This window comes from Streptomyces sp. NPDC026500 (genome assembly GCF_055567635.1).
The window spans coordinates 164,260-187,668 of record NZ_JBVHQB010000020.1 but is presented as its reverse complement, the minus strand read 5'-3'; the positions used below and the strand labels follow the sequence as shown (position 1 = coordinate 187,668).

General features: G+C 70.9%; 19 protein-coding genes and 1 rRNA gene. 11 read left to right on the top strand and 9 right to left on the bottom strand.

The genetic code is table 11. From position 1 onward, the window contains the following. A 5S ribosomal RNA gene (gene rrf / locus ACZ4N5_RS31510) occupies positions 1-76 on the top strand; the annotation flags it as partial. 182 nt (positions 77-258) lie between these two features. Here rrf and ACZ4N5_RS31505 read toward each other — a convergent pair. Genes ACZ4N5_RS31505 through ACZ4N5_RS31485 form a run of 5 tightly spaced genes read right to left on the bottom strand, consistent with a single transcriptional unit; the run spans position 259 to position 5,845 of the window. After that, positions 259-1,569: a DUF58 domain-containing protein gene (locus ACZ4N5_RS31505; RefSeq protein WP_467760430.1), complete on the bottom strand. Its 1,311-nt coding sequence runs from the start codon at positions 1,567-1,569 to the stop codon at positions 259-261. Beyond that, entirely contained in the window at positions 1,569-2,567 is a 999-nt protein-coding gene (locus ACZ4N5_RS31500) for an AAA family ATPase (protein ID WP_467760429.1), read from the bottom strand. Before ACZ4N5_RS31500 ends, ACZ4N5_RS31505 begins: the two co-directional genes overlap by 1 nt. Further along, positions 2,567-3,757, bottom strand: coding sequence for a DUF4350 domain-containing protein (locus ACZ4N5_RS31495; RefSeq protein WP_467760428.1), 1,191 nt, complete (start codon positions 3,755-3,757; stop codon positions 2,567-2,569). The genes ACZ4N5_RS31500 and ACZ4N5_RS31495 overlap by 1 nt, the downstream gene beginning before the upstream one ends. Continuing rightward, positions 3,754-4,512 carry a DUF4129 domain-containing protein gene (locus tag ACZ4N5_RS31490; RefSeq protein ID WP_467760427.1) on the bottom strand — a complete coding sequence of 253 codons (759 nt, stop codon included), beginning with the start codon at positions 4,510-4,512 and terminating at the stop codon, positions 3,754-3,756. Before ACZ4N5_RS31490 ends, ACZ4N5_RS31495 begins: the two co-directional genes overlap by 4 nt. Positions 4,513-4,516: 4 nt before the next feature. Beyond that, entirely contained in the window at positions 4,517-5,845 is a 1,329-nt protein-coding gene (locus ACZ4N5_RS31485; protein ID WP_467760426.1) for a DUF7847 domain-containing protein, read from the bottom strand. 141 nt (positions 5,846-5,986) lie between these two features. Between ACZ4N5_RS31485 and mtnA the strand changes: the two genes are divergently transcribed. From mtnA to ACZ4N5_RS31450, 7 genes are all read left to right on the top strand, one after another. After that, positions 5,987-7,132 (top strand): S-methyl-5-thioribose-1-phosphate isomerase, encoded by a 1,146-nt coding sequence (mtnA, locus tag ACZ4N5_RS31480; RefSeq protein WP_467760425.1) that lies wholly within the window; start codon positions 5,987-5,989, stop codon positions 7,130-7,132. A gap of 8 nt (positions 7,133-7,140) precedes the next feature. Continuing rightward, on the top strand, positions 7,141-7,830 hold the full coding sequence (gene mtrA / locus ACZ4N5_RS31475) for a two-component system response regulator MtrA (RefSeq protein WP_192582811.1): 690 nt from the start codon (positions 7,141-7,143) through the stop codon (positions 7,828-7,830). A gap of 1 nt (position 7,831) precedes the next feature. Beyond that, entirely contained in the window at positions 7,832-9,913 is a 2,082-nt protein-coding gene (gene mtrB, locus ACZ4N5_RS31470) for an MtrAB system histidine kinase MtrB (protein WP_467760424.1), read from the top strand. Next, entirely contained in the window at positions 9,903-11,747 is a 1,845-nt protein-coding gene (locus tag ACZ4N5_RS31465) for an LpqB family beta-propeller domain-containing protein (RefSeq protein WP_467760440.1), read from the top strand. The genes mtrB and ACZ4N5_RS31465 overlap by 11 nt, the downstream gene beginning before the upstream one ends. A 249-nt stretch (positions 11,748-11,996) precedes the next feature. After that, positions 11,997-12,923, top strand: coding sequence for a ComF family protein (locus ACZ4N5_RS31460; RefSeq protein ID WP_467760423.1), 927 nt, complete (start codon positions 11,997-11,999; stop codon positions 12,921-12,923). Positions 12,924-13,238: 315 nt separating this feature from the next. Beyond that, positions 13,239-13,931: a ribosome hibernation-promoting factor, HPF/YfiA family gene (gene hpf, locus ACZ4N5_RS31455; RefSeq protein ID WP_389286169.1), complete on the top strand. Its 693-nt coding sequence runs from the start codon at positions 13,239-13,241 to the stop codon at positions 13,929-13,931. 205 nt (positions 13,932-14,136) lie between these two features. Next, positions 14,137-14,883 (top strand): response regulator, encoded by a 747-nt coding sequence (locus tag ACZ4N5_RS31450; RefSeq protein ID WP_467760422.1) that lies wholly within the window; start codon positions 14,137-14,139, stop codon positions 14,881-14,883. Between the two features lie 72 nt (positions 14,884-14,955). On the opposite strand, the gene ACZ4N5_RS31445 is transcribed toward ACZ4N5_RS31450, so the two are convergent. After that, positions 14,956-16,209, bottom strand: coding sequence for a winged helix-turn-helix domain-containing protein (locus ACZ4N5_RS31445; RefSeq protein ID WP_467760421.1), 1,254 nt, complete (start codon positions 16,207-16,209; stop codon positions 14,956-14,958). A gap of 119 nt (positions 16,210-16,328) precedes the next feature. Beyond that, positions 16,329-16,895 (bottom strand): GNAT family N-acetyltransferase, encoded by a 567-nt coding sequence (locus tag ACZ4N5_RS31440; RefSeq protein WP_467760420.1) that lies wholly within the window; start codon positions 16,893-16,895, stop codon positions 16,329-16,331. Between the two features lie 244 nt (positions 16,896-17,139). On the opposite strand from ACZ4N5_RS31440, the gene secA reads away from it, so the two are divergent. Beyond that, positions 17,140-19,983: a preprotein translocase subunit SecA gene (gene secA / locus ACZ4N5_RS31435; protein ID WP_467760419.1), complete on the top strand. Its 2,844-nt coding sequence runs from the start codon at positions 17,140-17,142 to the stop codon at positions 19,981-19,983. Between the two features lie 115 nt (positions 19,984-20,098). Here secA and ACZ4N5_RS31430 read toward each other — a convergent pair whose 3' ends face one another. Continuing rightward, on the bottom strand, positions 20,099-20,365 hold the full coding sequence (locus ACZ4N5_RS31430; RefSeq protein ID WP_467760418.1) for an Rv3235 family protein: 267 nt from the start codon (positions 20,363-20,365) through the stop codon (positions 20,099-20,101). 987 nt (positions 20,366-21,352) lie between these two features. On the opposite strand from ACZ4N5_RS31430, the gene ACZ4N5_RS31425 reads away from it, so the two are divergent. Together ACZ4N5_RS31425 and ACZ4N5_RS31420 are read left to right on the top strand one after the other, a co-directional pair. Next, complete coding sequence (locus ACZ4N5_RS31425) at positions 21,353-21,868, top strand: DUF6912 family protein (RefSeq protein ID WP_467760417.1); 516 nt, start codon at positions 21,353-21,355, stop codon at positions 21,866-21,868. Positions 21,869-21,925: 57 nt separating this feature from the next. Beyond that, on the top strand, positions 21,926-22,591 hold the full coding sequence (locus ACZ4N5_RS31420) for an HAD family hydrolase (protein ID WP_467760416.1): 666 nt from the start codon (positions 21,926-21,928) through the stop codon (positions 22,589-22,591). Positions 22,592-22,756: 165 nt separating this feature from the next. On the opposite strand, the gene ACZ4N5_RS31415 is transcribed toward ACZ4N5_RS31420, so the two are convergent. Then, on the bottom strand, positions 22,757-23,323 hold the full coding sequence (locus ACZ4N5_RS31415) for a DJ-1/PfpI family protein (protein ID WP_355854875.1): 567 nt from the start codon (positions 23,321-23,323) through the stop codon (positions 22,757-22,759). Positions 23,324-23,409: the final 86 nt, after the last annotated feature.

Sequence of the window (23,409 nt, the reverse complement as noted above, 5' to 3'; positions counted from 1 at the left end):
GAACCCGGAAGCTAAGCCTCACAGCGCCGATGGTACTGCAGGGGGGACCCTGTGGGAGAGTAGGACGCCGCCGAACAAATTTTGAAGAAAACCCCGTACCGGGAAACCGGTACGGGGGTTTTCTGCGTTTACGGCCATTTTCCCGAACCCATAACCGCGAATACCCCGCACCCCGCACCCCGCACCCCGCACCCCGCACCCCGCACCCCGCACCCCGTACGTCGTACTTGTAGGGTCGGGGCTTTTTTCGCTCTTCGTCTACAGGCGGCCGGCGGACTTCAGGGCCAGATAGGCGTCCGCGAGGGCCGGCGCCAGATCGTCCGGAGTCGCGTCGACGACGGTGACTCCGCGGCGTCGCAACTGTTCGGCCGTGCGCTGACGGCCGGCTTCGGCCTGTGCCGCCGCCGCTGCCTCGTACACCGCGTCGATGTTTCCCCGGGCCTTCGCCATCTGCGCGATGTGCGGGTCCGCGACCGAAGCCAGCAGAACCGTATGGCGCTGGGTGAGGCCTGACAGCACGGGGAGCAGGCCCTCCTCGACGGGGGCCGCTTCGAGGCTCGTCAGGAGCACGACCAAGGAACGGCGTGGGGCCGTACGCAGGGCTGTGGCGGCCAGGCCGCGGGCGTCCGTCTCGACGAGCTCCGGTTCAAGGCCGGCCATCGCGTTGACCAGGGACGGAAGGACGTCGCCTGCCGCGCGGCCCTGGACGAGGGCGCGTACCCGGCGGTCGTAGGCGAGGAGGTCCACGCGGTCGCCGGCGCGGGAGGCCAGAGCGGCGAGGAGCAACGCCGCGTCCATCGAGGCGTCGAGGCGGGGGGCGTCCCCGACGCGGCCCGCGGAGGTGCGGCCGGTGTCGAGGACCAGAAGGATGTGGCGGTCGCGTTCGGGACGCCAGGTGCGCACGGCGACCGTCGTCCGGCGGGCTGTGGCCCGCCAGTCGATGGAACGGGTGTCGTCGCCGGGAACGTACTCGCGCAGGCTGTCGAATTCCGTGCCCTCACCCCGTGTCAGCACGCTGGTGCGGCCGTCGAGTTCGCGGAGCCTGGCCAGCTTGGAAGGGAGGTGCTTGCGGCTGGTGAACGGGGGCAGGACGCGTACGGCCCAGGGGACTTCGTGACTGCCCTGACGGGAGAACAGACCGAGGGGCCCGAACGAGCGGATCGTGACGCGGTCGGCCTGGCGGTCGCCGCGGCGCGTGGGGCGCAGACGGGTCGTCAGGCGGCGGCGCTCGCCGGCGGGGACCGTCAGATGGTGACGGGACGCCTCGACCTCGGTGCCGGGTTCCCAACTGCTCGGCGGCCAGGCGTCGCGGACGTGTGCGCGCAGAGGGCGGCCGGAGGCATTGGTGACGGTGAGGGTGACGTCCGCGGACTCGCCGAGGCGCACCGAGGTGTCCCCGGAGCGGGTCAGACCGAGGCGTCGTACGGGAGCCGCGAGGGCGGCGTCGCAGGCGCAGGCCAGGGCCAGCGGGGCGTTCACGGCGAGGATGCCTGTCCAGCTGGGCCCCCAGATGCCGACGGGGAGTGCGCCCAGAGCCGCCAGGAGAGCGGCGCGTCCGGTGAGTGCCATCAGCGTGGGACGGGGACGTGGGCGAGGATCGCGTTGATGACGGAGTCGGCCGTCACGCCCTCCATCTCGGCCTCTGGGCGGAGTTGGACCCGGTGGCGGAGGGTGGGCAGGGCCAGGGCTTTGACGTCGTCGGGGATGACGTAGTCGCGGCCCGTCAGCCAGGCCCAGGCGCGGGCCGTGGCGAGCAGGGCGGTCGCGCCGCGCGGGGAGACGCCGAGGGTGAGCGACGGCGATTCACGGGTGGCACGGCAGAGGTCGACGACGTAGCCGGTGATCTCGGGGGAGACCGCTGTCTTGGCGACCGCGGTGCGGGCGGCTTCGAGGTCGGCGGGACCGGCCACGGGGCGCAGGCCGGCGGCGCGCAGGTCGCGCGGGTTGAAGCCCTCGGCGTGGCGGGTGAGCACGTCGATCTCGTCCTGGCGGGAAGGCAGCGGGATCGTCAGTTTGAGGAGGAAGCGGTCCAGTTGGGCCTCGGGTAGCGGATACGTTCCCTCGTACTCGACCGGGTTCTGGGTCGCGGCGACCAGGAAGGGCTCGGGGAGCGGCCGGGGTGTGCCGTCGACCGTGACCTGGCGTTCCTCCATGGCCTCCAGCAGCGACGCCTGGGTCTTGGGAGGCGTGCGGTTGATCTCGTCGGCGAGCAGGAGGTTGGTGAAGACCGGGCCGGGCTGGAAGGAGAACTCGGCGGTGCGGGCGTCGTAGACGAGAGAGCCGGTGACGTCGCTCGGCATGAGGTCGGGAGTGAACTGGACGCGCCTGGTGTCGAGTTCCAGTGCGGACGCGAGCGCGCGGACGAGCAACGTTTTGGCCACTCCGGGGACTCCTTCGAGGAGAACGTGTCCGCGGCAGAGGAGGGCGACGACGAGGCCGGTCACAGCGGGGTCCTGGCCGACCACGGCTTTGGCGATCTCGGTGCGCAGGGCTTCCAGGGAGGAGCGGGCGGTGTCCGCACCCCCGGAATACCCGGTGTACCCGGCGTTGTCAGTGGTCGGGTCCATCATGAAATGCGTACCTCTCTTTCGAGGGCGTCGAGTTGGTCGGCTAGGGAGACGAGGGCCGCGTCGTCGCGGGGCGGTGGTCCGAAGAGGAGCGGGAGCAGGGCCTGTCCGTCGCCGTCGAGACGGGCGGACAGGGCGGGGAGCAGGGCTTCGGGCGCATGTGCCTGGGCCGGGGGCACGCCGATGAGGGGGGCGAGGCGGGTGCGGGTGGTGGAGCGCAGAGCGGCGGCCGCGCGGTCGCGGGCGTTGGCCTTGCGGTAGAGACGGGCGCGGCCTTCGGTGGTTTCGGAGGCGCGGATCGCGACGGGAAGCCGCTCGGGTACGAGAGGGCCCATTCGGCGTGCCCGCCACAGCGCGGTCAGGACCGCCGCGATGAAGAGCTGCAGCGTGCCCCAGAGCCAGCCCGACGGGAGCAGGTCGAGGAAGCTCTGGCGGCCCGCGTCGGTGGCCGAGTCGTCGGAGAGCGAGGGGAGGTACCAGACCAGATGAGCGCGGGAACCGAGGAGTTGGAGAGCGAGCGAGGCGTTGCCCTGCTCGTCGAGGCGGTCGTTGTAGAGGATGTCGGGGGCGCCGAGCACGACGGTGTCGCCGCTTCCGGAAGCTGCCGGTACACGCAGGAGCGTGGGCAGGCCGTCGCTGGGGTAGCAGGCGTCGGCGCCCGGGTCGGTGGCGGTGTAGCGGATGCCGCCCGTGTCGGCGCTGCCCGCTCGGCGGGCGGCGGGCAGGTCGCAGTCGGGGGAGAGTGTCGAGTCGAAGCTGACCGCGGGGTCGGCGGTGACTCCTGGGACGAGGGTGCCGATGGAGGGCGATCCGGGGGAGATCAGGACCGTACGGCCGGCGGAGCGTTCCGTCGTCGTGTGCAGGAGGGTCTGCTGACGCTTGGTCAGCAGGTCGGGGGCCGCGATCAGCAGAGTCGTGTCGGGGCCGGCCGCGGCGCGGGCCTCGTCGAGGGTGGTGACCACGCGCGTGGAGACCCCCTGGTCGGCGAGGAGCTGGGCGACGGCTCGGCTGCCGGAGGGGTCGGTGGAACGGGGGTCGAGGCGGCCGTGCCGGGCGTCCGAGCGGACCGCGGCTATCACGATGGCGGCCACCAGCAGGAGGACGAGCGCGAGGACGACTCCGCGCGCACGCCTCCACAACTGGCGGGCGGTGGGCGAGGCCGACGTGGAGTTGAGGGTGGCCTCGGTCATGAGGCGGCCCCCTGGCGGCTGTTGCGGGTCGTGTTCCGGTCCGTGCTGTGGGCACTGTCCGTGAGTACGGGTTTGGTGCGCTCCAGGTCGCGGTCGAGCTCGGTGAGGCGCTGGTACGCGCGCGGGTCGCCGGACCGGCCACCGTACGTGATGTCGTCGAAGTCCCGTGCCGCGGTGCGCAGTCGGTCCGTGTGGGAGGGCAGGGAGCGGCTCGCCTCCGCGGCTGCCTCGTCGGCCGTGCGGCCGGGGCGCGGATCGAGCAGCGCGCGCTCCTCCAGGGAGCGGACGACGGCGCGCATCCGCTCCTGGACGGCCTGGTTCCAATGGCCCTGGGCGGCGTGGGCCTCGGCGGCTGCGCGGTGTTCGGCGGCGCTCCTCGGGCGGTCGTCGAAGAGAGTGGCGGACGAGGCGGGGGTGCGGTGCGGCGTGCCCAGGCGCCACCACAGGGCGGCCACGACCGCCACGACCGCGAGGACGATGACGACGAGTCCGAGCGTTCCGCCGGGTGCCGCGGCGGAGGCGGCGCCGAACAGCTTGTCGACCCAGTCCCAGAAGGCGTTCAGGGCGCGCTGGACGAGGCCGGGGTCGTTCTCGTGGTACATCCGCTTGGACAGCTCGCGTCGGGCCGCCTCCCGTGCGGCGTCACGCGGCGTCGTCACCGGTGGTGCGTCGCCGCGCGACAGCGCGCGGACAACTGTCGCACCGGTGTGCGGCCCTGCGAGTACCGCTGTGAGAACTCCCCCCGCCCCGTTCACCGCATCAACTCCCTGGTGTGGTGCCGGAGGCCTCGGTGCCGTAGCCCTGGACGCCGGCGGCCCGGGCCAGATCGAGGTCGAGAGCCTCGCGGCGGATGCGCTGGTCGATGTACAGGAGCACGGTGACGCCCGCGGTGATCGGGAAGGTGACCATGGATCCGATCACCGAGCCGATACCGCTGACGATGAGGAAGGTCCAGCCGAGGTCGCCGCCGGAGCTGTCGAGGAAGCCGGAGAAGCCGTCGCCGCTCAGCGCGGCGGCGATGACGGCGAACGGGATCACGATGATCGAAGCCAGGATATTGGCGATGATCGTGGCGAGCAGCTGGATGCCGAACACCCGCCACCAGGAGCCGCGTACGAGTTTCGCGGAGCGGCTCATCGACTTCAGGATGCTCTGCTTCTCCAGCATCAGGGCGGGAGAGGCGAGCGAGAAGCGGATCATCAGCCAGAGGGCGACGACGCCCGCGGCCAAGGCGCCGAGGACGGCGAGCGCGGCACCGGAGTCGTGCGAGCCGGCCGCCACCACGAGCAGACCGGGCAGTGCGCCGACGCCCAGGATCACGATGGCGATGAGCGGCAGCAGCAAGGTCAGGCCGAACAGCTTGGGCAGCTGGGGACGGGCGTCCCGCCAGGCCTCGCTCGTGGTCACGGGCTTGCCGAGCACGGCACGGCTGGTCACCGAGGTGAGCAGGGCCGTCGCGACGATGGTGCCGAGCAGCGTGATGAGCAGGACGAGACCGGAGCTCAGCATGGTGTCGCCCAGAGCCCGGCTCAGCTCGCCGACGGTGGCGCTCGGGTCGTTCAGGGCGGCCGCGTCGGTGTTGTTGTCCAGGATGAAGCCCTGGAGCAGGATGACGGCGATCTGCGTGATGACGGCGACGGTCAGCGAGATGCCGAGGACCGTGCGCCAGTAGGTGCGCATGGTCGAGACGGCGCCGTCGAGGATCTCACCGATGCCGAGCGGGCGCAGCGGGATCACGCCGGGCTTGGCGGCGGACGGTTGTCCGCCCCAGCTGCCGCCCCAGCCGGCGGGTCCACCGGGGCCGCCGTATCCGGGGCCTCCCCAGCTGCCGGATCCACCGCCCTGGCCGCCGGGCTGCTGACCGCCCCAGCCCGGACGGGGCGGGGCGGGCGGCGGGGCCTGGCCGGGACCTTGTGCGCCGGGAGCGGACCACTGACCGGGCGGGGGCTGCTCCTTGGACCACTTCGAGGGCTGCTCGGGCTGGTTCGCTCCGCCCTGGTCCGTCGGCTGCGGGGTGCCGGACGAGTCCGGCTCCTCTCCGCTGGAGGGTGCAGATCCGGGCGACGCCCAGCCCGGAGTGTCGTTCATCGTCGCTCCTTCACGGTGCCCGTTCCGCGGTCGCGGCGGCAGGTTGGCAGCCATCGTGTCACGGCGTGCCCGGCAAGGGACCGGCCCCCGTATCGGCTGCACACCTTCAATTGTCCGGCGGGTACGGGGCAGACTGGGCGGATGGCCGATCACTACGCGCAATCCCGCGAGGACAGCGGGCCGACGGAGATACCCGCGATCCGCTGGCACGAGCCGCCCGAAGGCCCTGTCGTGGTCCTTCTCGACCAGACGCGGCTTCCTGCCGAGGAGGTCGAGCTGGTGTGCACGGACGCATCCGCGCTGGTGGAGGCGATCGCTACGCTCGCCGTGCGGGGGGCGCCGCTGCTCGGGATCGCCGGGGCGTACGGCGTCGCGCTCGCCGCCGTACGTGGCTTCGACGTGGACGAGGCCGCCCGTTCGCTGGCCGGTGCCCGGCCGACCGCTGTGAACCTCGCGGCCGGTGTGCGCAGGGCGCAGGCGGCTCACCGGGCGGTGCTCTCCGGGGGCGGCGACGAGGAGGCGGCCGCCGCGGCGGCGCTCGCCGCGGCGCGGGCGCTGCACCGGGAGGACGCCGAGGCCAGCTCACGCATGGCCGAGCACGGGCTGGCACTGCTCGACGAGCTGCTGCCGGGCGGTGGACACCGGGTGCTCACGCACTGCAACACCGGGGCGCTGGTGTCCGGCGGGGAGGGCACGGCGTTCGCCGTGGCGCTCGCGGCGCACCGGGCGGGGCAGCTGCGGCGGCTCTGGGTGGACGAGACACGGCCGTTGCTGCAGGGTGCTCGCCTGACGGCCTACGAGGCCGCTCGCAGCGGAATGGCGTACACCTTGCTCACGGACAACGCGGCCGGGTCGCTGTTCGCGGCCGGGGAGGTGGACGCGGTGCTGGTCGGGGCCGACCGCATCGCGGCCGACGGTTCGGTGGCGAACAAGGTGGGGAGTTATCCGCTCGCGGTGCTGGCCAGGTACCACCATGTGCCGTTCATCGTGGTGGCGCCGGTGACGACTTTCGATCCGGACACGCCCGACGGGGCATCCATCGAGGTCGAGCAGCGCCCCGGTCATGAAGTGACGGAGATCACAGCCCCGCAGGTCCCGGTGGCGGGGGTGGAACCCGGAGGAGGTATACCTGTGGCACCCCTGGGGACCCAGGCGTACAACCCGGCGTTCGATGTGACGCCGCCGGAGTTGATCACGGCGATCGTCACCGAAGAGGGCGTTGTTTCGCCCGTGACGGCTGAGGCTCTCGCCGAGCTGTGTGACTTGTCACGCCAGGTAACGATTTAGTTAATGGGATGATGTCGTTTATGAAGGGACGAGTCCTTGTCGTCGATGACGACACCGCACTGGCCGAGATGCTCGGCATTGTGTTGCGTGGTGAAGGTTTTGAGCCGTCTTTCGTAGCCGACGGCGACAAGGCGCTGGCCGCTTTCCGTGATGCCAAGCCCGACCTGGTGCTCCTGGACCTGATGCTGCCCGGACGGGACGGCATCGAAGTGTGCCGCCTGATCAGGGCGGAGTCCGGGGTGCCGATCGTGATGCTCACGGCGAAGAGCGACACCGTCGATGTCGTGGTCGGCCTCGAATCGGGCGCCGACGACTACATCGTGAAGCCGTTCAAGCCAAAAGAGCTGGTGGCGCGGATCAGGGCGCGGCTGCGCCGTTCGGAGGAGCCGGCACCCGAACAGCTGTCGATCGGCGATCTCGTCATCGACGTCGCCGGTCACTCTGTGAAGCGGGAAGGCATGTCGATCGCGCTGACGCCGCTGGAGTTCGACCTGCTGGTCGCTCTGGCGCGCAAGCCGTGGCAGGTGTTCACGCGTGAGGTCCTCCTGGAGCAGGTGTGGGGTTACCGGCACGCGGCGGACACCCGTCTGGTCAACGTGCACGTCCAGCGGCTGCGCTCCAAGGTCGAGAAGGACCCGGAGCGTCCGGAGATCGTGGTGACCGTCCGAGGTGTCGGTTACAAGGCAGGACCGAGCTGACATGTCACGGGACAGTGCCGCTTCGGCGCCCGCTGAGCAGGGGGATCGTTCGGGGCGGCCTGTCGGCCGGAAAATGACGGGCTCCCGCTGGGAACGATTCTTCGAGGGCGGGCTGCTCCAGGGCGGAGTCCAGGGCAGCCCGGTCCTACGGCTGCTCATGCGCTGGGTGCGTCGTCCGCTGCTGCCCGTGATGCGGCTGTGGCGGCGCAACATCCAGCTCAAGATCGTCGCGACGACGCTGCTGATGTCGATGGGCGTCGTCCTGCTGCTCGGCTTCGTCGTGATCGGGCAGGTGCGCAACGGCCTGCTGGACGCCAAGGTGAAGGCCTCGCAGAGCCAGGCCACCGGTGGTTTCTCGGTGGCCAAGCAGAAGGCGGACTCGGCGGCGACGGCGAACGGCGACGACGGTACGAGCGCCGACGGCCGCCCGTCGAAGAACGTCAGCCAGTGGATGACCGACCTCGTCGTGTCCCTGTCCAGTGGCGGACAGGGCGCGTTCGACGTGGTGACCCTCAACTCCACCGCGTCGCGCGACGGCAGCGGCGGGCTTGCGCCGCGGTACTCGGAAGTCGACCCGATCGTGAGCGTGCCTGAGAATCTGCGCGCCCGGGTCGACCAGAGCACGGCGGCGGCGCAGAGCTACACCCGTGTCGTCTACAAGGACGGCCGGGAATCCCAGCCCGCTCTGGTCATCGGCAAGCAGGTCATCGACCCCAACGGCGACGCCTACCAGCTCTACTACCTCTTCCCGCTGACCCAGGAGGAGAAGTCCCTGAGCCTGGTCAAGGGGACGCTCGCGACGGCCGGACTGTTCGTCGTGGTGCTCCTCGGGGCCATTGCCTGGCTCGTGGTGCGCCAGGTCGTCACACCGGTGCGGATGGCGGCCGGGATCGCCGAGCGGCTCTCCGCCGGACGCCTCCAGGAACGTATGAAGGTCACCGGCGAGGACGACATCGCGCGTCTCGGCGAGGCCTTCAACAAGATGGCGCAGAACCTCCAGCTCAAGATCCAGCAGCTGGAGGACCTCTCGCGGATGCAGCGGCGGTTCGTGTCCGACGTGTCGCACGAGCTGCGGACACCGTTGACCACCGTGCGGATGGCCGCCGACGTCATCCACGACGCGCGCGTGGACTTCGACCCGGTGACCGCGCGGTCGGCCGAGCTCCTCGCCGACCAGCTGGACCGCTTCGAGACGCTCCTCGCCGACCTGCTGGAGATCAGCCGGTTCGACGCGGGCGCGGCGGCGCTGGAGGCCGACGCGATCGACCTCAGGGAGGTCGTGCGCCGGGTGGTCGGCGGAGCCGAGCCGCTCGCCGAGCGCAAGGGCACGCGCATACGCATCAAGGGCGACCAGCAGCCGCTGATCGCCGAGGCGGATGCCCGGCGGGTCGAGCGGGTGCTGCGCAACCTCGTCGTCAACGCCGTGGAGCACGGTGAGGGCAAGGACGTCGTCGTCAAGCTCGCCGCGGCGGGCGGAGCGGTCGCGATCGCGGTCCGCGACTACGGCGTCGGGCTCAAGCCCGGCGAGGCGACCCGGGTGTTCAGCCGTTTCTGGCGGGCCGACCCGGCACGCGCGCGTACCACCGGCGGCACCGGTCTCGGGCTGTCCATCGCCCTGGAGGACGCGCGGCTGCACGGCGGCTGGCTCCAGGCCTGGGGCGAGCCGGGCGGCGGTTCGCAGTTCCGGCTGACCCTGCCGCGGACGGCCGACGAGCCGCTCAGGGGATCGCCGATACCGCTGGAGCCCAAGGATTCCCGGCGCAACCGCGGACTCGACGACGCCGGTCTGCCGCACGGCGGCGCTGCCAAGCTGGCCACGGTTCCCGTGCAGCAGCCCGGGACGGCGGCGGCTCCGATACCGCCGCGCGGGGCCATGGCCCCGCGACTGGGCGGGGTCTCGCCCACGGCCGATCCGACAGCGCTGCCGGGCAACGGCGCCCGCGTGGTGCCCCGGCCGGCCGGGGCGCTGCGCCGCCAGGAGGAGACATCCGGCACCGGCCGGGAACGGACCGCGCGGGAGCGGGGGCGGGACGGCGAGACGCCGGAGGAGCTCGGACATGGGGAGGCATTTCGTGGGCGCTGACCGCGGGGGGAGCGGCGTCCGCGGACGCCGTCCGGTGCGCGTCGTGGTGATCGTGGGCTGTGGAGCCCTGCTGATGGCAGGGTGCGCCTCGATGCCGGACAGCGGGGGTCTGAGCGGGGTGGAGTCCACGCCGCGTCAGGACTCGCAGGTCCGCGTCTACGCCATGCCGCCGCATCCCGGCGCCTCGGCGGCTGAGATCGTGCAGGGCTTCCTGGAGGCGCTGACCAGCGACGACGCCAAGTACGAGACGGCCGGCAAGTACCTCACCGACAGCGCCCGCAAGACGTGGGATCCCTACCGTTCGACGACGGTCCTCGCGGACGCCCCGGAGCCCGTAGGAGCGCCCTCGGGAACCAAGGACGGCAGTCGTGACGTCCTGTTCCGGCTGAGCGGCAGCAAGGTCGCCACGGTGGACGACCGGCACGCGTACGGGCCGGACTCCGGCGCGTACAGCGGTTCGGTGCATCTGACCAGGCTGAAGAGCAACAAGCAGTGGCGCATCGATGGACTGCCGCAGGGTGTCGTGATGGGCACGTCCGACTTCCAGCGCAACTACGTGTCCGTGAACAAGTACTTCTACGCGTCGAACGGGACCTCCGGGACCGGCCGTCCCCTGGGGACCGTCGCCGACCCGGTCTATGTGCGCGCGCAGGTGGACCCGATGACGCAGATCGTGCGCGCGCTCCTGAAGGGGCCCACGAGCTGGCTGGACCCGGTGGTCAGGTCGAGCTTCCCCTCGGGCACGGAACTGAAGAACAGAGATGTGTCGCTGTCGCCCGACGACCGCAACAGCGTCACGGTGCCGCTGAACGCGAAGGCCGACCGGGTCGGAAGCGCCCGGTGCAGGGAGATGGCGGCGCAGCTCCTCGTCACCCTCCGGGATCTGACCCCCACCGGCGTCGACGAGGTGGAGCTCCAGAGGTCGGACGGCTCCCAGCTGTGCGTGCTGAACAAGGCCGGGGCCGAGAGCGTCACGTCGCACGGTACGGGCGAGCACCCGGAGTACCAGTACTTCATCGATCACGACCAGCGGCTCGTACGGATGTCCGGCGGCAACCGCGACAGGAAGCCCGAGCCGGTGCCCGGTGCGCTGGGCGAGGGCGGCAAGAAGCTGCGGGCGGCCGCGGTGTCGCGGGACGAGGGCATTGCTGCCGGAGTGTCGGCCGACGGCCGGAACCTGTACGTCGGGTCGCTGGTGTCGGGCGGTTCGCTCGGCGAGCCGGTGCTGCGGAGCCAGGGCAGGACGGCGGACGACCGCCTGACGACGCCCAGCTGGGACGCGCAGGGAGACCTGTGGGTGGCCGACCGGGACCCGAAGAACCCCCGGCTGCTTCTGCTGCAGAAGGGCGCGGGCGAGCCCATCGTCGTGCAGGCGCCGGAGTTCGACGGGCGCGTCGAGGCGGTGCGGGTGGCCGCCGACGGCGTGCGCATCGCGCTGATCGTCGAGAAGGGCGGCAAGAGCTCGCTGCAGATCGGACGCATCGAACGGTCCAAGCCCGGGGAGCCCGCCGGCGCGTACATCTCCGAACCGCGCTCCGTCGCACCCCAGCTGGAGGAGGTCACGGCCATGTCCTGGGCCGGGGACAGCCGCCTCGTGGTGGTCGGCAGCCAGAAGGGCGGCGTGCAGCAGATGCAGTACGTCCAGGTCGACGGTTCCACCCCACTGGGCACTTCGCCCTCCGCGCTCGCCAACGTCAAGGAGATCGCCGCGTCCGAGGACGAGCAGGCGCCTCTGGTGGCGCACTCGGAGACGGACGGGATCGTGCGGCTGTCGGCGGGGGAGCAGTGGCAGAAGCTGGTCCAGGACGGGACGGCGCCGGTCTATCCCGGGTAGCGCCGTGTGTTTCTCGGCGGTGGGCCTGTCCGGTTTCCGGGCGGGCCCACCGCCGTTTCGCGACGGTCCGCGTACCCACCCGCTGTCCCTGTGCCCCGCTCGTCGTGCTTCGGCGCTGTGGTCCTCAGCCCTGTCGTCCCTCCGTCCCACGCCCTGTCGTACGCCCGCGCACGGCCGCTCCCGGAGTTGTCCACAGGCGGTTTTCCACAGGGGTGGCCGAGCGGGCCGGGCGTTGGCACAGTGGTGGCCATGCGGGGGTGGTGGCAGGACCTCACGGATCTGGTGCTGCCGGCCGAGTGCGGAGGCTGCGGGAGGCCTCGTGCGGTGCTCTGCCCCGAGTGCCGCGCAGCCCTGAGCGGGGCCGCTCCGTGCCGGGTGCGACCGGTGCCCGAGCCGGCGGGGCTGCCCGTGGTGCACGCCGCGGCTCCCTACGAGGACGAGGTGCGGGCCGCGCTCCTCGCCCACAAGGAACGGGGTGCGCTGGCGCTGGCGGCACCCCTGGGAGCGGCTCTCGCGGGGGCTGTGCGGGCAGGTCTGGGGCCGGTACGACGTCCTGGTCCGGCAGGGCGGCCGACGGCTCCGGAGGGGCGGCTGAGGCTCGGGAAGGGGGAAGCGTGGGGCGAGCGGGACAGGTTGGAGACCGGTGGTGCGACGGTCCGGGCGACCGGGACGGGATACGGGCCCGTGCTGCTCGTACCCATGCCGTCGGCGCGGCGGGCGGTTCGGGCGCGGGGGCATGATCCGGCGCGGCGGATCGCGCTCGCGGCGGCGGGCGAGCTGCGGCGCGCGGGAACGCCTGCCCGGGTGCTCGGTGTGCTGCGGCAGCGGCGTGCCGTGGCCGACCAGTCGGGGCTGAACTCCCGGCAGCGGCTGGAGAATCTGGCGGGCGCCCTGGAGGTCGTCGCCGGAGGAGAGCGGCTGCTGGCCGAAGGGGGCCGGGTCGTGCTGGTGGACGACCTGATGACGACGGGGGCGTCGTTGGCGGAGGCGGCGCGGGCCGTACGGGCAGCTCAGTCGGGTGTGCGGGCGCTGCGATGGACGGGTGAGAGGACGGGACGGGCGGAGGTGTACGGGCGAAACGCGGGTAGGGAGCAGGCCGGAGGAACGAGCGGTGACACGGTCTGCTCGGCCGTGGTCGCCGCACCGCCGGGCGCTTTCGAAATAAACCGGAACTGACCGAGAACTTGCATCGTTGCAGGTAATGAGTGGGTCAATTCACCTGAACGGAGGTACGTATCAGTAGAGGGTGACGACATCCGTCCGGGCGAGATATGTTCGGTTGTGAGGCAATGGCGCAGGCCGTACCTCGCGCATCCGAGTGCCGAACCGCGGGTTTCCAGCAATCACCCGCATCGGTGGGGTGGAGATCTTGTCCTTGGGGGAGGAGGAGGTGAAAGTCACCGAGTCCGAGGTTCCGGTGCTCACCGGGGCCTGGTGCAAAAGGGAGATGCTCCGCCAGTGGAGCGGGGCTATCCGGGAACGGAGTTCTGCGTGGACATCGTCGTCAAGGGCCGCAAGACCGAGGTGCCCGAGCGGTTCCGCAAGCACGTGGCCGAGAAGCTGAAGCTGGAGAAGATCCAGAAGCTCGATGGCAAGGTGATCAGCCTCGACGTCGAGGTGTCCAAGGAGCCCAACCCCCGACAGGCCGACCGCAGTGACCGAGTGGAGATCACGCTCCACTCCCGCGGGCCGGTGATCCGGGCGGAGGCAGCGGCAAGCGACGCGTATGCAGCACTCGACCTGGCCGCGGACAAGCTCGAGGCCCGGCTGCGCAAGCAGCACGACAAGCGCTACACCCGCCGTGGCAACGGCAGGATCTCGGCAGCCGAGGTCGCCGACGTCGTCCCGGGTGCCGCGACCCTGAACGGCAACGGCAGCGTCGTCCACGATGAGGAGCCGGACGCCGTGCCCACCAAGAAGATCGGCTCTCTCGAGATCATGGGCGAAGGCCCCTGTGTCGTCCGCGAGAAGACCCACGTGGCCGCACCGATGACGCTCGACCAGGCGCTCTACGAAATGGAGCTGGTCGGGCACGACTTCTACCTCTTCGTCGACTCCGAGACAAAGGAGCCCAGCGTCGTCTATCGGCGGCACGCGTACGACTACGGCGTCATCCACCTCAGCACGGACCCGATGGTCACCCAGGGCGGAGCGGACGCGCCGGGCGGCGCGCTCGGCGGCTGACCATTCCCGGTGACGGCTGAGCCGGTGCCCCTGGAACGCGAGTGCGCCCCCAGGGGCACCGGTGTGCGACCACTTCACGTCCCGCTCTGTCCCCCCGCCGACGGCCGGGCATGGAATCATGGCCGGACCGGCTCAACCGGTGGGCCGTTGCCTTGGGTTGGCGATGGCACGGAAACACGGGCCACGGCCTTCAGGGGGAGGAACGATGGCGGACAGCTTCGGACCGATGCGTGCCGGTGGTGCCGACGACGGAGTCGTCGCCACCGGCCTGGACGTGGGCTCTTCACGCAAGGAGCCCATCCGGGTCCTTGTCGTGGACGACCACGCCCTCTTCCGCCGCGGTCTGGAGATCGTGCTCGCGGCCGAGGAGGACATCCAGGTCGTCGGCGAGGCCGGGGACGGGGCGGAGGCGGTCGACAAGGCTGCCGACCTGCTGCCCGACATCGTGCTGATGGACGTACGGATGCCCAAGCGCGGCGGTATCGAGGCGTGCACCTCCATCAAGGAAGTGGCCCCCAGCGCGAAGATCATCATGCTGACGATCAGCGACGAGGAGGCCGACCTCTACGACGCGATCAAGGCGGGTGCGACCGGGTATCTCCTCAAGGAGATCTCCACGGACGAGGTGGCCACGGCCATTCGCGCGGTGGCCGACGGACAGTCGCAGATCAGCCCGTCGATGGCGTCGAAACTCCTCACCGAGTTCAAGTCGATGATCCAGCGGACGGACGAGCGCCGGCTGGTGCCCGCGCCGCGGCTCACGGATCGCGAGCTGGAGGTCCTCAAGCTCGTGGCCACGGGGATGAACAACCGCGACATCGCCAAGGAGCTGTTCATCTCCGAGAACACCGTGAAGAACCACGTACGCAACATCCTGGAGAAGCTGCAGCTGCACTCCAGGATGGAAGCGGTGGTGTACGCGATGCGGGAGAAGATCCTCGAGATCCGCTAGGCGTCACCCGAGGGCTTGGCCGGGCGTCCCCCGAAGACGCCGCCGGGTGACACCCGAGGACTCCGCCAGGCATCACCCCAGGATGCGGACGAGCTCCGCCACGAGCGGCTCGCGCAGGTCCGGGGCCTCCACCCGCTCGACCCGTACCTCCGTGCAGTCCACCCAGCTCGCGGCCTCCGCCAGGGCCTGCGCCACCGCCGGGACGGCCTTGGCGCCGTCCAGGGTGACCTGCTTGGCGACCAGCGTGCGGCCCTCCCTGGCGGGGTCAACCCGGCCGACGAGCCGGCCGCCGGCGAGGACCGGCATCGCGAAGTAGCCGTGGATCCGCTTCGGCTTCGGCGTGTACGCCTCCAGGCGGTGCGTGAAATCGAAGATCCGCTCCGTGCGCGCCCGCTCCCAGACGAGGGAGTCGAACGGCGACAGGAGCGTCGTACGGTGGCGGCCGCGCGGCGCCGTCTCCAGCGCCACCGGGTCCGCCCACGCGTCTCCCGCCGGTCTCCCGCCGAGGCTTCGGGCGCCGCCCTTTCCGGCACCGGGCCTGCCCCAGCCCTCCACCGTCACGGGGACCAGGCCCGAGTCCGCGATCACCGCGTCGACCTGATCCAGCTTGAGGCGGTGATAGTCGGCGATGTCCGCGCGGGTGCCGACGCCGAGGGACTGTCCGGCAAGGCGGACGAGACGGCGCAGGCACTCCGTGTCGTCCAGCTCGTCGTGGAGCAGCTGCCGGGGGATGGCGCGCTCCGCGAGGTCGTAGACCCGCTTCCAGCCGCGCCGCTCCACGCACACCACCTCGCCGTACATCAGCGCGCGCTCGACGGCGACCTTGGTGCCCGACCAGTCCCACCACTCGCTGGTCTTCTTCGCCCCGCCCAGGTCCGTGGCCGTGAGGGGGCCTTCGGCGCGCAGCTGTTTGACGACCTGGTCGTAGGCGCCGTCGGGCAGGTCGTGGTTCCAGTGCGGGCGGGCGCGGTAGGCGCGGCGGCGGAACGCGAAGTGGGGCCACTCCTCCACGGGCAGGATGCAGGCCGCGTGGGACCAGTACTCGAACGCGTGCGGCGCCGGGGGTGTGTCGGCGGGCGGTGCGGACGTCCAGTAGGCCTGCTCGACCGTCTTGCGGCCGACGGCGCCGAGACGGGCGTACGGAATCAGCTCGTGGGAGCGGGCGAGGACGGAGATCGTGTCGAGCTGCACCGCGCCGAGGTGCCGCAGGACTCCGCGGACGCCCGCCCTGCGGTCCGGGGCACCCATGAAGCCCTGGGCCCGCAGGGCGATGCGGCGGGCTTCGTCCGCGGAGAGTTCGGCGGTGGGACGCGGGAGACTCGTCATGCCCACACGTTATTCGGTGCCACTGACAACGGGGGACGGGCGGGGCGACCCCGCCGACGCGGGTGCCGGAAACCGGCGCCGGGAGACGTCCGGAGCCGGCGCAGGACCCGGTACGGGCCTCACCTGGCCGGCAGGTACGGCGCCGTCGACGGCAGGCCCAGGTCCGACGGGAGCAGCGAGCCCACCCAGCAGTCCCTGCGTACGCCCTTGTTGTTGATGGCGGAGCGGAGGGTCCCTTCGATGGTGAAACCGGCGCGTTCGGCGACCGCGCGGGAACCGGCGTTGCCGACCTCGGCACGCCATTCGACGCGGTCGACCGACAGGTCCGTGAAGGCCCAGCGGGAGGCGGCGACGGTGGCTTCGGCGATGTAGCCGTTGCCGCGGTGCTCCTTCGTCGCCCAGTAGCCGACCTCGCCGACGCCCAGGGAGCGCATGGTGATGGAGAGCATGCCCACCAGCTCCCCGGAGGGGAGGAAGACACCGAAGGCGAAGGCCGCACCGTCCGCCCAGCCCTCGGGCACTATCTGGTCCGTGAAGCCCGTCGCGTGCTCACGCAGATAGGGCGACGGGATCGTGGTCCAGCGCTGGATGTCGGGATCCTGGGCGGCCTCGTAGACGGCGGCGGTGTCGTCCACGCCCACGGCGCGCAGGACGAGACGGTCGGTGGTCAGCGTGACGGGGTCCATCGGCCGATTCTGCTCGGGCATCCGGAAGGACGCCATTCCTTTGCCCTGAGTGAGCGGTTCGCTACTTTTCGCTGTGCGGACGCGGCACCTTCGGCAACCCCTGCCCGTTGTCCTAGTGGCTGTCACGGGCAGACCTCCCGGCGCGGTGTGGTCCTCGCTTACGATGGCCGTTGCTCAAGCTGTGATTTGAAACTGTCATTGAAACCGACCGTCCCAGGCCCGACCGGCAAGGAGACAAACCCCCGTGTCCGTCCTCTCAAAGATCATGCGTGCAGGCGAAGGCAAGATCCTGCGCAAACTGCACCGCATCGCGGACCAGGTCAACTCCATCGAAGAGGACTTCGTCAACCTCTCCGACGCCGAGCTGAGGGCCCTCACCGATGAGTACAAGCAGCGGTACGCCGACGGCGAGAGCCTCGACGACCTGCTGCCCGAGGCCTTCGCCACCGTCCGTGAGGCTGCCAAGCGCGCCCTTGGCCAGCGTCACTACGACGTGCAGATGATGGGTGGCGCCGCGCTCCACCTCGGCTATGTCGCGGAGATGAAGACCGGTGAGGGCAAGACGCTCGTCGGCACCCTGCCCGCATATCTGAACGCTCTCTCCGGAGCCGGCGTCCACCTCATCACGGTCAACGACTACCTGGCCGAGCGCGACTCCGAAATGATGGGCCGCGTCCACAAGTTCCTCGGGCTCGAGGTCGGCTGCATCCTCGCCAACATGACTCCGGCCCAGCGCCGCGAGCAGTACGCGTGCGACATCACGTACGGCACGAACAACGAGTTCGGCTTCGACTACCTGCGCGACAACATGGCGTGGGCCCAGGACGAGCTCGTCCAGCGCGGCCACAACTTCGCGATCGTCGACGAGGTCGACTCCATCCTCGTCGACGAGGCCCGTACGCCGCTGATCATCTCCGGCCCGGCGGACCAGGCCACCAAGTGGTACGGCGACTTCGCCAAGCTGGTCACCCGCCTCAAGAAGGGTGAGCCCGGCAACTCCCTGAAGGGCATCGAGGAGACCGGCGACTACGAGGTCGACGAGAAGAAGCGCACCGTCGCCATCCACGAGCCCGGCGTCGCCAAGGTCGAGGACTGGCTGGGCATCGACAACCTCTACGAGTCGGTGAACACCCCGCTCGTCGGTTACCTGAACAACGCCATCAAGGCGAAGGAACTGTTCAAGAAGGACAAGGACTACGTCGTCATCGACGGCGAAGTCATGATCGTCGACGAGCACACCGGCCGTATCCTCGCCGGCCGCCGCTACAACGAGGGCATGCACCAGGCGATCGAGGCGAAGGAAGGGGTGGACATCAAGGACGAGAACCAGACGCTCGCCACGATCACCCTCCAGAACTTCTTCCGTCTCTACAAGCGCCACGACCACAACGGCAAGGAAATGCCCGGTCTCTCCGGCATGACCGGTACGGCGATGACCGAGGCCGCCGAGTTCCACCAGATCTACAAGCTCGGCGTCGTCCCGATCCCGACCAACAGGCCGATGGTCCGCAAGGACCAGTCCGACCTGATCTACCGCACCGAGGTCGCCAAGTTCGAGGCGGTCGTCGACGACATCGCGGAGAAGCACGAGAAGGGCCAGCCGATCCTGGTCGGCACCACCTCGGTCGAGAAGTCCGAGTACCTCTCGCAGCAGCTCTCCAAGCGCGGCATCCAGCACGAGGTGCTGAACGCGAAGCAGCACGACCGGGAGGCGACGATCGTCGCCCAGGCCGGCCGCAGGGGCGCCGTCACCGTCGCCACGAACATGGCCGGCCGCGGTACGGACATCAAGCTCGGCGGCAACCCGGACGACCTCGCCGAGGCGGAGCTGCGCCAGCGCGGCCTCGACCCCGAGGAGCACATCGAGGAGTGGGCGGCCGCGCTGCCCGCCGCCCTGGAGCGTGCCGAGAAGGCGGTCAAGGCGGAGTTCGAAGAGGTCAAGGACCTCGGCGGCCTCTATGTGCTCGGTACCGAGCGCCACGAGTCGCGGCGTATCGACAACCAGCTGCGCGGTCGTTCCGGCCGTCAGGGCGACCCGGGCGAGTCCCGCTTCTACCTCTCCCTGGGCGACGACCTGATGCGCCTCTTCAAGGCACAGATGGTCGAGCGCGTCATGTCGATGGCGAACGTGCCGGACGACGTGCCGATCGAGAACAAGATGGTCACCCGTGCCATCGCGTCCGCCCAGTCGCAGGTCGAGCAGCAGAACTTCGAGACCCGCAAGAACGTCCTGAAGTACGACGAGGTGCTCAACCGGCAGCGCGAGGTCATCTACGGCGAGCGCCGTCGCGTCCTGGAGGGCGAGGACCTCGAGGAGCAGATCCAGCACTTCATGGACGACACCATCGACGCCTACATCGGGGCCGAGACCGCCGAGGGCTTCGCCGAGGAGTGGGACCTCGACCGGCTGTGGGGCGCCTTCAAGCAGCTCTACCCGGTGAAGGTCACCGTGGAGGAGATGGAGGAGACGGTCGGCGACCGTGCCGGTCTGACCGCCGAGTTCATCTCCGAGTCCATCAAGGACGACATCCACGACCAGTACGCGGCCCGCGAGGAGCAGCTCGGCTCCGAGATCATGCGTGAGCTGGAGCGTCGGGTCGTGCTGTCGGTCCTGGACCGCAAGTGGCGCGAGCACCTCTACGAGATGGACTATCTCCAGGAGGGCATCGGCCTGCGTGCGATGGCCCAGAAGGACCCGTTGGTCGAGTACCAGCGCGAGGGCTTCGACATGTTCAGCGCCATGATGGACGGCATCAAGGAGGAGTCCGTCGGCTACCTGTTCAACCTGGAGGTCCAGGTCGAGCAGCAGGTCGAGGAGGTCCTGGTCGAGGACTCCGCGCCGTCCCTCGCCAAGCAGGAGGCGGTCCCCGCCGGGGCGATGCGGCCCGAGATCCGCGCCAAGGGGCTCGACGCCCCGCAGCGGCCGGACCGGCTGCACTTCTCCGCGCCGACCGTGGACGGCGAGGGCGGCATCATCGAGGGCGACTTCGCCAGCGACGACGAGCCCGTGCGTTCCGAGGCGGACGGCCTCACGCGCGCGGAGCGCCGCAAGGCGCAGAAGGGCGCGGCGCGTCGCCGCAAGAAGTGAGTGAAGGTCGCGGGCGGCCGGTGACTGCCGCCGCCCGCGACCGGTAACGCGCTGGAAGGGCCGGGCACCTGGTGTCCGGCCCTTCGCGTTTGCCGAGGCCACGGACCGGAGCCGTTCAGTCCTTCGGGTGGGGCATACGGGGGCCGCCGAGTTCGATCGCTGTGCAGCGCCAGCGGAGGTCGGGGCCCTGCTCCAGCCGGAAGGCCATGGCGCGGACCTGGTCACCGGCGCCGATGCGGGCGAAGGCCTCGACGGCTCCGGGACGCGCGACGTAGTAGCCGATGTCCCGCACGACGGGGCGGGCGCCGCGGGTGCGGAGGGGGCCGCGTTCGGCGAGCCAGGCCAGTTCGTCGTAGGCGCGGCCCGCGGTGTGGCGCAGCATGCAGTGGACGGGACGCGCACCGCTCAGTACGGCCAGCAGGCGCTCGGCGAAGACGTCGGTGGGACGGGGCTGGGGAGCGGGGCGCCGAGTCGCTTCGGCGGACCTAGCGGCAAGCGGCCGGGCCCCGCCTCGCGCCGTTGCCGGAGGCCTGCCGCCGCCCGGTACCGCCGACGGGTGGCCCGTGGTCCGTGTCGCCGCCGGATCGCCGGTGGCGAGTGCCGGTGCCGGTCGGCTTCCGGTCGGCACGGGCACCGCCACCGCCGCCGTCCCATGGCCCGTGCCCGTGCCCGAGCCCGTGCCTGTGCCTGTGCCCGGTACGGCGTGCGGCCGGCCCGCAGAGCCTGCTGCCGAGGGGCGGTCGCCGGTCGGTCCGGACGCCCGGTCCGCGGCCCGTCCTGGCACGTCCGTCCGGCCCGCGGGAGGCGTCGGGGACGGCCGGGTCGGGGGTCGCGTGGACGACAGGGCGCTGGTGGGGCGGGCGGGGGACGAGTTCGTGTCCTGGGGAGGGGTGCCGCCCGGGGGCCTGGTGGGGGTGCCCGTGCCCGGCGTGCGGGGTGGGGTGCTGCCGGGGCGGCGGGTGTCCTGACGGCCGGGCGGGCGGGTGCCCGGGTGGCGCCCTGTCCTGGTCATCACCTTGTTCATACGTCGTCCCCGTTCGCCGTTGGGCCGATTGATACCGGTCGGTAACTTTCGTGTTGGGGATCTTGTACGAGGCGGGAACGGCCCCGCGCAAGGACGGCGGGCGTGCGTCGCGGCGGCCGGAGAGTTCACCTATCAGGGTTGCCGGGAGGGGCGGGACCCTTGGCGGCAAAGGGGAGTACCGGGTGAATCGCGGGCGCGGAGTTGACGCCACGGAGGGTGCGGCCAGGAACTCGAAAGGGGACGCCCGCACGTATCCTGAAGGCCCTCCCGGAGGCGCGGGACCGCCCTCCCCGGAGTGCTCGGACTGCGTGACCCTCGGAGCCCCGACTACGAAAGCGGCCAGCCATGCGCGTCTACGTCCCCCTGACCCTCTCCGGTCTCGCCGAGGCGTACAAGACGGGAGAGCTGGAGGCGGGACCGTTCGTCGCGTACGCGGTCACGCCCGCCCTGCGCGAGTGGTACCTCTCCGACGACATCGAGGAACTGGAGTACGCGGCGCTGAGCCGTGCCGCACTCGCCTCGCTGCGGCTCCTGGCGGTCGATCCGGGGGCCGTACGGCGCCGGGTCGTCGTCGCGGTCGACGTTCCGGACCGGGCCGCGGTCGCCGACCCCGACCGGGGGCTCGATCCCACGGCACTCGGCGAGGTACGGGTCTCCCAGGACGTGCCGCTGTCCAAGGCGGCCGCCGTGCACGTCGACTCGGTGGACGCCGAGGCGGATGTGACCGCGGCGGCGGACGCGCTGGGCGCGGCGGACGTGGGGGACGACGACGCGCAGTTCGTGGTCGACGGGGCCGAGGACCACGTACTGCTGTGGTTCGCCACGCAGGAGATTCCCAACCTGGTCGGACTCGGGGAGTAACCGCCCGGTTTCCGCCCGCGGTGAAGTGTTGTCAGTGGCGGCGGGTACTTTCTTGATATGGGGAAGCAAGGAAACGCGCACATTGTGTGGGACTGGAACGGAACGCTGTTCCACGACAATGACGCGATCATCGGGGCGACGAACGCGGCATTCGCCGAACTGGGTCTTGAGCCGATCACGCTGGAGCTGTATCGGACGTTGTACTGCGTGCCCGTGCCGAAGTTCTACGAGCGGCTGATGGGTCGGCTGCCCACGGACGCCGAGTGGCAGATCATGGACGACACGTTCCACCGGTACTACACGGAGCACCGCAGAATGTGCGCGCTCACCGCCGGGGTGCCCGCACTGCTCGCGGGCTGGGAAGCGGCGGGTCGCAGCCAGTCCCTCCTGAGCATGTACGGGCACGAGGAGCTGGTCCCCCTGGTGCGGGGCTTCGGGATCGAGCCGCACTTCGTACGGGTCGACGGGCGGACCGGTCCCTCCGGTGGCAGCAAGGCCGAGCACATGGTGCGACACCTCGGGGCGATCGCGGGTGTCGAAGCGGCCCGCGTGGTGGTGATCGGCGACGCCGTGGACGACGCGATGGCCGCCCGGCACGTCGGGGCCGGGGCGGTCCTCTACACCGGGGGTTCCCACAGTCGCGCCAGCCTGGAGGAGGCCGGCGTTCCCGTAGTGGACAGCCTGGAGGAGGCCGTCGAGGAGGCCGGGCGATGGGCGGCCTGAGAGCCTGCCCGGGCGTCGGCCCGGAGGCCTGTCCAGAAGCCGGTCGGTAGGTCTGTCCGGGAGCTCGCCGCAGGGTCTGTCCGGAGGCTTGTCCGAGGGGCGGTCCGGGAGCCGCACGAAAGCCACACGGGGGCCGTGTGCCAGGCCCCCGTGTGGTCGTGCCCGTCAGTTCACCGGGGCCTTCGAGCGCAGCACTTTGAGGAACTCGCGCATCCAGGCGGAGTGGTCCGGCCAGGCGCGGGCGGAGACCAGGGTGCCGTCCACGACGGCCTCCGCGTCCTGGAAGGTCGCGCCCGCCGCCTGCATGTCGAGTTCGAGCGCGGGGTAGGCGGTGACCCGGCGGCCGCTCAGGCTGTCGACGGCCGCGGTCAGCAGGGGACCGTGGCAGATCTGGGCCACCGGCTTGTCCGCGTCGAAGAAGGCCTTGAGGATCTTGCGGAGTTCGAGGTCGTTGCGCAGGTACTCCGGGGCGCGTCCGCCGGGGATGACCAGGGCGACGTACGCGCCGGGGTCGACCTCCGCGAACGCGAGGTCCGCGGGCCAGGTGTAGCCGAGCTTCTCGGTGTAGGTGTCGAAGCCGGGCTCGAAGTCGTGGATCACGAACTGCAGCTTCTTGCGGGTGGGGGCCGCGATGTGGACCTCGTAACCCTCCTCGCGCAGGCGCTGGTAGGGATAGAGGACTTCCAGTGACTCCGCCGCGTCGCCGGTGACAATGAGGATCTTCGCTGCCATGGTGCTGCGCTCCCGTCGGCCGTCCTTGCGCGTTCCGTTCGCCGTCCCGGTCAACCTGCCTCCGGGGGAGGTGCTTGCCAAGGGGC